The sequence below is a fragment of the Bacillus cereus group sp. N11 genome (assembly GCF_016483605.1).
Classification (GTDB): domain Bacteria; phylum Bacillota; class Bacilli; order Bacillales; family Bacillaceae_G; genus Bacillus_A; species Bacillus_A toyonensis.
Window position 1 is genome coordinate 59,639 of sequence record NZ_JAEHBN010000005.1, and the last position, 13,014, is coordinate 72,652.

Genomic DNA, 13,014 nt, shown 5'->3' on the forward strand with positions numbered 1-13,014 from the left:
GCTTATTCTTTACCAATCAGCGCTAATTGTTTTGTTTTCTCAGCAACTTCATTTGGATCTACTTGACGACGAGCTACTCCTGTCTCCATTGCTGCTTTCGCAACGTAAGCTGCCACTCGAGGCGCTACACGCGCGTCAAACGGTGCCGGAATGATATAGTCTGCATTCAACTCATCTTCTGCTACAAGCTCAGCAATAGCCTGTACAGCTGCCATCTTCATTTCTTCGTTAATTTGTGTCGCATGTACGTCAAGTGCACCGCGGAAAATACCAGGGAACGCTAGTACATTATTTACTTGGTTCGGGAAGTCAGAACGACCTGTTCCAACAACAGCTGCGCCCGCTGCTTTTGCCAATTCTGGCATAATTTCCGGAACCGGATTCGCCATTGCAAAAATAATCGCATTGTCATTCATAGTACGAACCATCTCTTCTGTTAATGCACCTTCTGCAGATACACCAATGAATACGTCCGCACCTTGTACAACATCAGCTAAAGAACCTTCTATACGATTCTTATTTGTATATTTTGCAACTTCATCTTTCACTGGATTCATACCAGTAGGACGACCATCATAGATTGCACCTTTACGGTCACACATAATAATGTCGCGTACTCCATAGCGATATAAAAGTTTAATAATTGCAATACCTGCTGCACCTGCGCCATTTGCGACAACTTTAATGTCAGACATTTTCTTTCCAACTAATTTCAGCGCATTCACAAGGCCCGCTACTGTTACGATAGCTGTTCCGTGTTGATCATCATGGAAGATAGGAATATTTGTTTCTTTCTTCAAACGTTCTTCAATAATGAAGCAGTTTGGTGCTGCGATATCTTCTAAGTTAACGCCGCCAAAAGTTGGCTCCATTAATTTTACAGTTTCAACAATTTTATCTACATCGTTTGTATTTAAGGCGATTGGGAATGCATCTACACCAGCAAAGCTCTTGAATAATACAGCTTTACCTTCCATTACTGGAAGAGATGCTTCAGGTCCAATGTTACCAAGACCGAGTACAGCCGTTCCATCCGTCACAACTGCTACCATATTTCCCTTCATCGTATATTCATATACCTTACTTTTATCGTCATAAATTTCTTTACAAGGCTCTGCAACCCCTGGAGAATATGCAAGACTTAAATCTTTTGCATTTTCTACTTTTACTTTTGATACAGTTTCTAATTTTCCTTGATGCACTTTATGCATGTGAAGTGCTTCTTCACGAAGTGTTGACAAACTATCCACTCTCCTCAAATTATTCTAGCTGGTATCAATTTCTCCAAGTGGTCTGACCACGAACACTACTACTATAATAATCGAAGTGTAGGGAAATTGTCCATTATATTTTCACAACTACATTCTCTTCCCCGACAATTTCACGAAGTGTTCCTAAGCATTTTTCACTTGGATGAATCGATAAACTTCGAGATAATTGTACCATTTTATGTTCCTTTTCATAATAAATTAGTACTTTCGCAAAACCCGAATAGTCAAACAATATTTTTGTAACCTGATTCAAAAGCTTTTTTTCATACTGAGACGGCAATTTCACGTAAACAGATGCATCTTTCTTTTCTTCATAAACATCCATTTCTTCTAACGGATATAGTCCGTTTACAATCCATTGCAGCTTATGATTTCTTAGCTCAATCGTACCGTCAACTAAAACAATTGCCCCTTCTTGTAACTTGTCTGAGAAATGTATATACGTGTCCGGGAAAACAACCGCTTCCATTTCATCATTTTGATCACAGAATGTAATAAACGCCATCTTTTGCAATTTTTTCGTACGAATGACTCTCACACTTGTTATATACACGATAGCCCTTTGTACTTTTTTCTTATTTCGCATCGCCTGAGCGAGAGATGGAATTTCTAATTCTTTTGCTAACTTCACATACTGCGCTGTCGGATAGCTTGATAAATAAAAGCCAAGTGCTTCCTTCTCTTTATTTAACTGTTCAATAAAAGAGAGCTCTTCTCCTTGTACATATTTTGATTTTGGAACAGCATCCCCTAAATCACGGGCAAGATTTGCGTACTCTAACGCTCCTTTAAGGCTTTTCCATAAATTCGTTCTCGAAATACCAAAATCGTCAAAACATCCCGACCAGACGAACGCCTCTAAATTTCGTTCTGTTACAAACTTCGCTGGCATACGAAGACAAAATTCAAATAAATCCTCAAACATTTTGCTCTCTCGTTCTTCTAACAATGCCGTCACTGTAGCCATTCCGATATTTCGAATTGAAAGTAAGCTGTAACGTATCGCATTCCCTTCTATTTGGAAGTTGTAACCACTCTTCTGAAGTGACGGTGGCAAAACGTGGAAACCTTTCCGCTTCGTTTCTCGTATATACTGCACAATCTTATCTTCATTTCCAATTGCACTTGATAATAATGCTGTCATAAATTCCAACGTATAATTCGCTTTTAAGTAGGCAAGCTGATATCCGATCATACTGTAAGCTACAGCGTGACTTCGGTTAAAACCGTAATTCGCAAATCTTACAATTAAATCGTAAATTTTATCTGCTGATGTCTCATCGTATCCGTTTCGCAAACAACCTTGCACGAAATGCTGACGTTCCTGATCTAAAATATCACGATTTTTTTTACTCACTGCTCGGCGTAATAAATCCGCTTCTCCGAGCGAAAACCCTGCTAACTTCGATGCAATTTGCATAATTTGTTCTTGGTATACAATTACACCGTATGTTCTTTCTAAAATCGGCTTTAAATCCGGATGTAAATATTCAATTTTTCTTTTTCCGTGCTTCGATTCAATAAAGGTTGGGATTTGCTCCATCGGTCCTGGTCTGTATAACGAGTTAACAGCGACAATGTCTTCAAACTCATTCGGTTTTAATCCGCGAAGTACATTTCGCATACCACCTGATTCAAGCTGGAATACCCCCGTTGTATCCCCTCTCCCTAGCAATTGGAACGTCTTTTCATCTTGGAGAGGTAAATTCCTTATATCAATTTCTTTCCCCGTTTTTTTCACAATAAACTTTATAATATTTTCAAGTAACGTTAAATTACGTAAGCCTAAAAAGTCCATCTTGAGCAACCCGAGTTCTTCTAATGCATCAGCAGGATATTGCGTAACATAAACATCGTTATGTCCTTCTTGAATTGCTACACTACCTGTTAACGGTTCTTGACTCATAATAACGCCAGCGGCATGAATAGACGTATGACGAGGTAAGCCTTCTACACGTTTTGCAATTTCAAACACACGCTCATGAAGAAGATTCCCTTGTATAAACTCACGGAGTGATTGTGATTCTTCATATGCATCTTTTAACGTTATACCAAGCTTTGATGGAATAAGTTTTGAAAATATGTCAATGTCTCGCGGCGGAAGCCCCATTACACGAGCAATATCTCTAATTGCTGCTTTCGCTGCAAGCGTCCCAAACGTTACAATTTGCGCCACGCGGAGCTGACCATACTTATCTTTCACATATCGGATCATCTCATCACGTCTTATATCTGGAAAATCGATATCAATGTCCGGAAGGGTCACACGTTCGGGATTTAAAAATCTTTCAAATAACAAATCGTATTCAATCGGATCAATATCTGTAATTTCTAATACGTACGAAACGAGTGAGCCAGCTGCCGATCCACGGCCTGGTCCTGTTAAAATATGATTTTCATGTGCATACTTCATAAAGTCCCATACGATGAGAAAATAATCACTAAATCCCATACTAGAAATGACGTTTAGTTCATGATTCAAACGCTTTATATGCACTTCTTTTGGCGTACCATAACGTTTATGCAAGCCTTCTTCACAAACACGGCGTAAGTAAATATCATTCGTCTCGTTAGATGGAACAGGAAATTTCGGTAATTGATTTACATGAAACGGTATTTCTACTTTACAACGTTCTGCAATTTTTACAGTGTTGTAAATCGCCTCTTCCGTGTGAGAAAATAGTGCTTCCATTTCATCCGATGACTTTAAATAATATTGATCCGTTTTGAGCCTCGGCCTGTCTGGATCAGTCATTTTCGTTCCACTTTCAACTGATAGTAAACATTCGTGAACGAGCGCGTCACTTTGATTAATATAGCGCACATCATTTGTTGCAACGACTGGAATATTAACCCTACTAATAAATTCAGGTAGTTTCTCTTGTAAAAGCAACTCATCTTGAATCGCATGATGCTGCAAACTCATATAAAAATGGCCGAACATATTTTGATATGTGCGAGCTACTTCTTCAGCCTGACTCTCATTGTCTTCTAGTAATAATTGCTCAATTTCGCCATCTTTACCTGGTGAAATAGCAATTAATCCTTTCGCATAATGCGCAAGCCACTTCTTCGGAATACCCTCTTTTGACTTCGTCATAATGCTACTAGAAATCTTTAATAAATTTTGATAGCCTATTTCATCTTCAGCAAGTAAGACGAGCGGATAAGACTTTTCTTCTTCTTCACTAAAAATAGAAGCTGTTAAGCCGATAATAGGCTGTATACCATGTTTCTTACATGCTTTATAAAACGGAATAACGCCATACATAACATTTTCATCCGTAATAGCCAACGATGAAAAACCAAGCTCTTTCGCCCTGACTACAAGCTCATCAATTTTACAAGCACTTTTTAATAAACTAAAAACGGTTTGACATTGTAAATGCACAAACTTCACTGTTGTACCCTCTCTTTACCTATTTGACTACTTTCATTATAGGTGATGAGGAAAGCGGAAATCAAAACATACTTCTCATACTTTGTCCATATATATGAAGAAGAAAGGGGAATGACGATGGATGTAAGAGAACATACTTTTTTCTCTCTGCTTATTATTAGTTATTTTATTGCCTTTGGGGTTATACTTGGCGGTTCATTAATTGGTGGATTTGGTGCGTTTCTTATCGGAAAACCAGCTCTAACTTACATTAATCAATTCGCCCAAAATTTAAGAATTTGGGCACTCGTTGCAGCAATCGGCGGAACATTCGATACCTTTTATAGCTTTGAAAGAAGTTTCTTTGGCGGAGATATGAAAGATATCGTAAAACAAATTCTCCTTATTTTTTTCGCAACTGGCGGTATGCAAACAGGTCTTATTATTATTAAATGGCTAACGCAGGAACATGTATGAGAGTGCCAAGTGCCAATACAGCAAAAAGATGGTACTTAGTTTTAGCTGGTGCTGCTGTTGGAGGCGTGTTGAGCTGGTTTATTTTTTTGTACATATACGGTGTTTTTCAAGAAGAACAAGCTAGTAAAATAGCAGAACAAAGAGAAATTATAGAAAAACAAGAAGCAAAGCTCCACGTCCTTCTCGAAGATCAAGAAAAGTTGAACACAGAAAATAAACGTCTCTTAACAATTCAAGAGATTAAAATAAAAATAATAAATCGAGAAAAATATGATTTAGACAATCTAACACTCGAAAATATGACCACTTCTATCCATAATGACCTCCAGCATCTTTTAACGAAAAACATTCAAAGTATCGCAAAAAATAAAGACCTACTCAAAAAAGCAATCGAAAACAAAACGTACAAACATTACGATCGTATATACCGCTTTAAAGTCGATACAATTTCTTTTGATACTGTACTTGAAATTAGTATTGATATAGAGAAAGAAAAATAAAGAAGGAGGGCTTAAGCGCCGCTCCTTCTTTTCGTTTTAACATATACTCTCTTATTTACAAATATCACGTAAATCAGCAAACAGACGATCCGCTTCTTCCCAAGAAGATGCTTTTGCACCAGAAGCCATCGGATGTCCTCCGCCGTTATATTGCATTGCTAATTTATTTATAACTGGCCCTTTTGAACGAAGGCGAACACGAATTACATCGTCTTCCTCTAAAAATAGAACCCATGCCTTTAATCCGTCAATATTACCAAGAGCTCCAACAACACCAGATGCTTCAGAAGGAAGTACATCAAATTCTTCTAATACTTCTTTCGTTAATTTAATGTAAGCTGCTCCTTCTTCTACCATCGTAAAGTTTTGTAAAATATAGCCATTTAAACGAGCGATTTTTTCTTTTGTCTTATACATTTCATTGTATAAATCTGTGAATTTCACACCCATATCAACAAGCTCACTTACGTAAAGGAGTGTTTTTGCTGTTGTATTCGGGAATAAGAAACGACCTGTATCCCCAACAATCCCTGCTAAAATAAGGCGAGCTGCTTCTTTTGTTATTTTTAATCCTTTATCTTTTCCATAGTTATAAAACTCATAAATCATTTCACTTGTAGAACTTGCTGTCGTATCTACCCACGTAATATCTCCGTACGGATCTTCATTTGGATGATGATCAATTTTGATTAATATCTTCCCTTTTGTATAGCGTTGATCGTCAACACGTTCTTGGTTCGCAGTATCACAAACGATAACAAGTGCATTTTCGTATACGCTATCTTCAATATTATCCATTACTCGTAAGTATGCTAGTGACGGTTCATTGTACCCAACCGTATAAATATTTTTCTCTGGAAACGATTCTTGCAAAATCGTACCAAGACCGCCTTGTGAACCTAACGCATCTGGATCCGGACGCACATGACGATGAATAATAATTGTCTCAAATTCTTTAATTGCTCCTAAAATTTGCTCATGCATATGTATAATCTCCTTTTTATTCAACTTCTTCACTTTATCCTCCATTATAACGGAAAGTATTTCATACATGCGAACAATTGCTTTATAATAAAAATTAGAAAGTTTAGATATTTCTTTTTTCTTCACTATAATTTTTCACAAAGCGATGGGAGTGTGCATTATGCCAGTATTAGTCTTCTGTATTATCGTCTCATTTATGTTGTACCTCTTCTACAAAACAAAATACTTTCGTACAAACCGCCCAATGGAAAAAGGTTGGCTCTCAGGAAAATCCGCAATGGCACTCGGTTCATTCGTCTTATTCTTCGGGATAAACCAATTCTTTTTAGAACTTTCAACCGCTCGTATGATCGTCGGTGTTTTATTCGTTCTATTTGGTAGTGCGAGTGCATTTAATGGATTTCGCCAATATAAACATTTCTTTCCATTAGCAGTTAAAGAAGCAGAAGCTTATGAAGCAACGTAAAAAAGCATCACCATTGTGATGCTTTTTTACGTCCTCTACTTTTTAAAATCATATATGCAACAAACGCAGAAGGTATATTAAATAGGTTGCCTTGCACATGAAAATGTAATTGTTCCTCTTCAAAAGACATTTTTTCATATAGTTCTCGCTGAGATAATCCTGTACGTTTCCTTTTTTCATGTAAACCTTGTAAATATAAATATTGGATCGGTATCATTACAAGAAAGTAAAATAGTGCGATACCACCAAAGAAGATTATTTCTGATGACATATTGCATACCGCCTCCTCAAAATCCATTTTCTTACAATATAATTGTAACATAGTCTACCATCTAAATAAATTAATATTCTGTCATTTAATATTATATAAATCACTCTCTACATAAAAAAAGATGGAACAAATCAAAACGATTTGTTCCATCTTTTTATTTATCAATCAATTGCACCATAAGTAATGCTTTTCCAACAACATTACCTTCATGGTGTACTTCTACATCAACCTTACCAAATTTACGGCCAATTTCTAATACTTTCGGATGAACGGATACAACATTATCAATCTGAACCGGCTTTACAAAATAAATTGTTAAGTTCTCAACAATTGAATCACTCTTCTTCTGAGCACGAATGACACGGTTTGTTGCTTCTGTCACAATTGTTGTAAATACACCGTAAGATAATGTTCCGATTGAATTCGTCATTTGTGGTGTCACTGAAAATTGATACAAATGCTCATTTTTTGCTTCTTTCGGCGTCATAAATTGATTCGTTACAATATCATCAATCGTTTCACCAACTTGTGGTTGACGCTGAATCATCTGTAATGCCTGAAGTACATCTTGACGACTAATGATACCTTGCAATTTATTTCCATCTTCCACAACAGGAAGTAATTCAATACCTTCCCATACCATCATACGCGCTGCAGCTGCGACAGACATCTTTCCATTTACCGTAATAGGGTGTTTCGTCATCACTTTATCAATTGGTGTATCTTTCGCAACACCAATCATATCTTTCGAAGTTACGATACCTAACACCTTTTTATTTTCATCCACAATTGGATAACGTCCATGCATCGTCTCTTCATTGTACTCATGCCATTTCTGCACGATATCACTAGGCTTTAAATATAGTGTTTCTTCAATCGGTGTTAAAATATCTTCAACGAGTACAATTTCTTTCTTAATAAGTTGATCATAAATTGCGCGGTTAATTAACGTTGCGACCGTAAATGTATCATAGCTACTCGAAATAATTGGCAACTTCAATTCGTCTGCTAACTTTTTCACATGCTCTTCTGTATCAAATCCACCTGTAATTAATACAGCGGCCCCTGTTTCTAATGCTAATTGATGTGCATTCGTACGGTTCCCGATGATAAGCAAGTTCCCCGCTTCTGTATAGCGCATCATCGCTTCTAATTTCATAGCCCCGATTACGAATTTATTTAATGTTTTATGTAGTCCTTCTCTGCCTCCAAGTACTTGACCATCGACAATGTTAACGACTTCTGCATATGTTAGTTTTTCGATATTTTCTTTCTTCTTTTGTTCAATTCGAATTGTTCCGACACGTTCAATTGTACTAACATATCCTTTATTTTCTGCATCTTTAATCGCACGGTAAGCTGTCCCTTCACTTACACTCAAATCTTTCGCAATTTGCCTTACAGAAATTTTATGCCCTACCGGTAGGCTATTAATATGTTCTAAAATTTGATTATGTTTGGTAGCCAAATGGTTTCACCATACTTTCTTTTCCCTAAATTCTTCATGTGTTGTATTCCCAGTATACTATATTTTCAAAACTGTTACACTCTCTCTTTGTATATCTGTACTATTTTTTTTATAACAAAATGACCCTTACATTCCACTAGTCATTCCATTACAACAATGTAATGCTATTGTCATCTCGTTCGATAGTTCGTCCACACACTTCCATATACAATTATGACAAGAAATGAAACAAAGGAGCGAATACATGATGAAAAAAATTTTAGAGGTTATAGGCGCAGTATTTTTAGCTTGTGTAGATGGGAAAAAAGTTGCAATGGATTTGAATGAAACTCCTGAACAGCCGCGTTCAAAAAGAGAAGAGTCAACTAAACAAATACAGACTTTAAAAGCTGTACTACACGCATAAAAAGCCCTTCACTTGTCTTTTCAAATGAAGGGTATCTGTTTTATAGCGTAATACTTTCTCCAACTTCTAATACTTTCCCTGTACAATTTTGTAGTTTTTCTACAAATTGATATGGATCCTGTTCAATAACTGGGAACGTATTGTAATGCATCGGTACAACAGTTTTCGCATGAATCCATTTTGCTGCTAAAACAGCATCTTCTGGTCCCATTGTGAAATTATCACCAATTGGTAAAAACGCTATATCTATATCATTCAGTTCCCCAATTAACTTCATATCAGAGAATAGAGCCGTATCCCCTGCATGGTAAACCGTTTTCTCTTCTGCTGTAAATAAAATACCCGCTGGCATACCTGTATATGTAATCGTCTTATTTTCTTCATCAATATAACTAGAGCCGTGGAATGCTTGTGTAAACTTCACTTTTCCGAAGTCAAATTCATGTGAACCACCAATATGCATCGGATGTGTTTCTACACCTTGCCAACTTAAAAATGTCGCTAGTTCAAATGGCGCCACAACAACTGCATTATTTTTCTTCGCAAGCTCTACTGTATCTCCAACATGATCACCATGACCGTGCGATAAAAGAATTGCATCTACTTTTACATCTTCAGCCTTTAAATCTGTTTTCGGATTTCCCGTTAAATATGGATCAATTAAAATCACTTTTCCATTCGTTTCAATCTTTACAACTGAATGCCCATGATAAGATACTTTCATTATTACATTCCTCCCCTATTCACATTCTCACTTTTTATTCTACATGATTTTTCAATTCCCTGTCTTTTCTAACATCTATTTACTTGTCATAACGCTTTCTTCCGAGGTAAAGTTATATTTGTAATTAAATATCTCGGGGGTGCCAATCGATGAATGCTAGATTAGAAAATTTAATGCAATGGCTAAAAGAAAAAAACGTAGAAGCCGCGTTCTTAACTTCTACACCAAACGTTTTCTACATGACAAACTTCCACTGTGAACCACACGAAAGACTACTTGGTATGTTTGTATTCCAAGAAAAAGAGCCTATTTTAATTTGCCCTAAAATGGAAGAAGGCCAAGCACGTAACGCTGGATGGGCACATGAAATTATCGGATTTACTGATACTGACAGACCATGGGATATGATTGCAAAAGCAATTAAAGACCGTGGCATCAATGCAAATGCAGTTGCAATTGAAAAAGAACATTTAAACGTAGAACGTTACGAAGAATTAACAAAATTATTCCCAAGTGCAGCTTTCAAATCAGCAGAGGAAAAAGTTCGCGAGCTTCGTTTAATTAAGGATGAAAAAGAACTTTCTATTTTACGTGAAGCAGCTAAAATGGCAGACTATGCTGTTGAAGTTGGGGTAAATGCAATTAAAGAAAACCGCAGCGAACTAGAAGTATTAGCAATTATTGAACACGAATTAAAAACAAAAGGCATACATAAAATGTCATTTGATACGATGGTATTAGCAGGTGCTAACTCTGCTCTTCCACACGGTATTCCAGGTGCTAACAAAATGAAGCGCGGCGATTTCGTACTATTTGATTTAGGCGTAATTATTGACGGTTATTGCTCTGATATTACACGTACAGTAGCATTCGGTGAACTTTCTGAAGAACAAACTCGCATTTACAACACTGTACTTGCTGGACAACTACAAGCAGTTGAAGCATGTAAACCAGGCGTTACACTTGGCGCAATTGATAATGCTGCTCGTTCTGTTATCGCGGATGCAGGTTACGGAGACTTCTTCCCACACCGACTTGGTCACGGACTTGGAATTAGCGTTCACGAATATCCAGATGTAAAAGAAGGCAACGATTCTCTATTAAAAGAAGGTATGGTCTTCACAATCGAACCAGGTATTTACGTACCAAACGTAGGTGGCGTTCGTATTGAAGATGATATTTACATCACAAAAGACGGATCAGAAATTTTAACGAAATTCCCGAAAGAATTACAATTTGTAAAATAAGAAAAAGGCAGCTTAATTGCTGCCTTTTTCTATTTTTCTACTACTTTAAATTTCTCTACAATCATTTGTCCTGGGTAACTTTCAAGTATGTGAGAAGACCATACTTTTATTTTATCTCCTGTTTTTAATTGATTAGATGCGTTTTTCTCCTTAAAGCTCAACACTATATCTGATGGATGTTCTTTATTCATTTGTTGTTCTATATAATGTTGCAACTCTACTTTTGTATTAAACGTTTTATCACCGACAAAAAATACCGCATCATTTCTTACTATGACATACCCTTCTTCAGGTACTTTTTTTACCTCTACTTGTTTTGTAGTACACGCTGATAATATGATTAGAAATACACTAAAAAATATATACATAGAAACTCTCATATTCCTACTCATTTTTATCCCTCACTCTATGTTTGCTATTTCCGCTTTAAAACCATCTTCTCTTCATACTTATCATCCCATTTAATCACAATCTCTATCGGTTCATCTTTAGATAGAGGCGCACAACTTACACAAGAAGATTTCATTTCAATCCTTGCTCCTTTATGAACTTCTGACGTTTCTGTCATTGTACTAAAGGTCCCATGAATAGAAATCTCCAAATTTTTAAATTCTGTATTTCCATCTCCGCCCTTATACTGAAACGTAAATATTCCATCTTCACTGTCATCCTTAATATGCCCTTTATATTGCCCCGTCCAACTTTTGCTCTCGCTAGAAAAAGTAACATACGAAATCGAACAACTTCCTAAAAAGAAAATACTTATAAAAAAGAATAATGCTCTCTTCATAATGCCCTCCATTCAAAAGCACTTATTTATCCCGCATTAACGGGCAGTAAGACTCCCTACCTCAAAATTCGGTGAAAGCAAAGAAGTTAGGTGGGGGATGAATACCCCCTACTGATTAAAGCTTCACTTTATTTTCTATTTCTTCCTTTTATTACATTATTAAAATGCAGAATTTTCTAAAATAGGAGGTTTATATGTTACAACAACAGTTAGAAGAAATTCGTAATAATAATTACATACTGGACAACACAATTCATATCAATTCTTTAAGTTCCAATATGCTTGAACATATCGGTGTTACTGATAGTTATTTAAGGGATAAACTTATTTACTCTACTTTTTATCATCTCATCAAGAAGGGCTATATTTCACACTCACACTTGCAGAAACTATTATTAGAAAGCATCAGTGATAAATATTTATTGTATAAGATTCATTCGGATGACGAAGATGCGGTATTTACCCGTGCATTTACGACATTATTAATTGCGCTCATTATTGATGCGGATACAAATCATAATTTCTTATCACAGACTGATATATTAAATGTAAAAGATCAATTAATTTTATATATGAACAAAGAGCACGACTTACGAGGCTATGTCCAAGAACGTGGCTGGGCGCATAGTGTCGCTCATGCTTCCGATACATTTGAAGCGCTTGTGAATAGTCCTAAACTGGAAAATTTATATTACGAAGAAATATTACAAACTTTATTAAACAAAGTTTGTGTTCATTCCATCTATTACAAATACGAAGAAGATGAGCGTCTCGTTTATCCAATTGTCGCAATGCTGCAAAATGGCCTAAAGGAAGAAGTACTCATATTAGCCCTTCGTGATTTAGCAACTCAATTACAAGTTCAAAAATCAACGCTACATATTGAATCATACGAATTTCTATACGGAAATATAAAAGCTTTCTTACGTAGCTTATTTTTCAGATTACGTACAATATCTATATGTAAGGAAACTGAATACGAAATTGAAAAATTACTACAAGGACTTCGCCAATATTACTAAAAAAGAAGG

The 13,014-nt window shown here is 36.3% G+C and carries 14 protein-coding genes; 6 read left to right on the top strand and 8 right to left on the bottom strand.

Features of this window, described 5'->3' with window-relative positions; translation table 11 throughout:
- Positions 1-2 precede the first annotated feature (2 nt).
- Entirely contained in the window at positions 3-1,211 is a 1,209-nt protein-coding gene (gene ystJ / locus JDS98_RS09795; protein ID WP_162148121.1) for an NADP-dependent malic enzyme, read from the bottom strand.
- A 133-nt stretch (positions 1,212-1,344) separates the two neighbouring features.
- Positions 1,345-4,671 (bottom strand): DNA polymerase III subunit alpha, encoded by a 3,327-nt coding sequence (dnaE, locus tag JDS98_RS09800; protein WP_098711753.1) that lies wholly within the window; start codon positions 4,669-4,671, stop codon positions 1,345-1,347.
- A gap of 42 nt (positions 4,672-4,713) precedes the next feature.
- On the opposite strand from dnaE, the gene JDS98_RS09805 reads away from it, so the two are divergent.
- Positions 4,714-5,127 carry a YtrH family sporulation protein gene (locus JDS98_RS09805; RefSeq protein WP_002034291.1) on the top strand — a complete coding sequence of 138 codons (414 nt, stop codon included), beginning with the start codon at positions 4,714-4,716 and terminating at the stop codon, positions 5,125-5,127.
- A complete protein-coding gene (gene ytrI / locus JDS98_RS09810; protein WP_001265733.1) occupies positions 5,124-5,627 on the top strand; it encodes a sporulation membrane protein YtrI in 504 nt (167 codons plus the stop codon). Before JDS98_RS09805 ends, ytrI begins: the two co-directional genes overlap by 4 nt.
- A 51-nt stretch (positions 5,628-5,678) precedes the next feature.
- Here ytrI and JDS98_RS09815 read toward each other — a convergent pair whose 3' ends face one another.
- Positions 5,679-6,611 (bottom strand): DHH family phosphoesterase, encoded by a 933-nt coding sequence (locus JDS98_RS09815; protein ID WP_199633839.1) that lies wholly within the window; start codon positions 6,609-6,611, stop codon positions 5,679-5,681.
- Positions 6,612-6,771: 160 nt separating this feature from the next.
- Between JDS98_RS09815 and JDS98_RS09820 the strand changes: the two genes are divergently transcribed.
- Positions 6,772-7,077, top strand: a complete 306-nt coding sequence (locus JDS98_RS09820) for a YtpI family protein (RefSeq protein WP_001144779.1) — start codon at positions 6,772-6,774, stop codon at positions 7,075-7,077.
- Between the two features lie 7 nt (positions 7,078-7,084).
- On the opposite strand, the gene JDS98_RS09825 is transcribed toward JDS98_RS09820, so the two are convergent.
- Together JDS98_RS09825 and JDS98_RS09830 are read right to left on the bottom strand one after the other, a co-directional pair.
- Positions 7,085-7,348: a DUF3949 domain-containing protein gene (locus tag JDS98_RS09825; protein ID WP_000093555.1), complete on the bottom strand. Its 264-nt coding sequence runs from the start codon at positions 7,346-7,348 to the stop codon at positions 7,085-7,087.
- A 154-nt stretch (positions 7,349-7,502) separates the two neighbouring features.
- The gene (locus JDS98_RS09830; RefSeq protein ID WP_000201581.1) at positions 7,503-8,816 is read right to left on the bottom strand and encodes a DRTGG domain-containing protein; all 1,314 of its coding nucleotides are present in this window, start codon (positions 8,814-8,816) and stop codon (positions 7,503-7,505) included.
- A gap of 244 nt (positions 8,817-9,060) precedes the next feature.
- Here JDS98_RS09830 and JDS98_RS09835 point away from each other — a divergent pair, with 244 nt between their 5' ends.
- Positions 9,061-9,222, top strand: coding sequence for a hypothetical protein (locus tag JDS98_RS09835; RefSeq protein WP_000976100.1), 162 nt, complete (start codon positions 9,061-9,063; stop codon positions 9,220-9,222).
- Between the two features lie 40 nt (positions 9,223-9,262).
- Here JDS98_RS09835 and JDS98_RS09840 read toward each other — a convergent pair whose 3' ends face one another.
- On the bottom strand, positions 9,263-9,946 hold the full coding sequence (locus tag JDS98_RS09840; protein WP_199633841.1) for a metal-dependent hydrolase: 684 nt from the start codon (positions 9,944-9,946) through the stop codon (positions 9,263-9,265).
- A 149-nt stretch (positions 9,947-10,095) separates the two neighbouring features.
- Here JDS98_RS09840 and pepQ point away from each other — a divergent pair, with 149 nt between their 5' ends.
- On the top strand, positions 10,096-11,193 hold the full coding sequence (gene pepQ, locus JDS98_RS09845; protein ID WP_199633842.1) for a Xaa-Pro dipeptidase: 1,098 nt from the start codon (positions 10,096-10,098) through the stop codon (positions 11,191-11,193).
- Between the two features lie 29 nt (positions 11,194-11,222).
- Here the strand turns inward: pepQ and JDS98_RS09850 are convergent, their stop codons facing one another.
- Positions 11,223-11,585 (bottom strand): DUF3221 domain-containing protein, encoded by a 363-nt coding sequence (locus JDS98_RS09850; RefSeq protein WP_016109182.1) that lies wholly within the window; start codon positions 11,583-11,585, stop codon positions 11,223-11,225.
- A 23-nt stretch (positions 11,586-11,608) separates the two neighbouring features.
- Positions 11,609-11,983 (bottom strand): hypothetical protein, encoded by a 375-nt coding sequence (locus JDS98_RS09855; protein WP_000816705.1) that lies wholly within the window; start codon positions 11,981-11,983, stop codon positions 11,609-11,611.
- A gap of 194 nt (positions 11,984-12,177) precedes the next feature.
- Between JDS98_RS09855 and JDS98_RS09860 the strand changes: the two genes are divergently transcribed.
- Positions 12,178-13,005, top strand: coding sequence for a DUF2785 domain-containing protein (locus JDS98_RS09860; protein WP_000941467.1), 828 nt, complete (start codon positions 12,178-12,180; stop codon positions 13,003-13,005).
- Positions 13,006-13,014 lie beyond the last annotated feature (9 nt).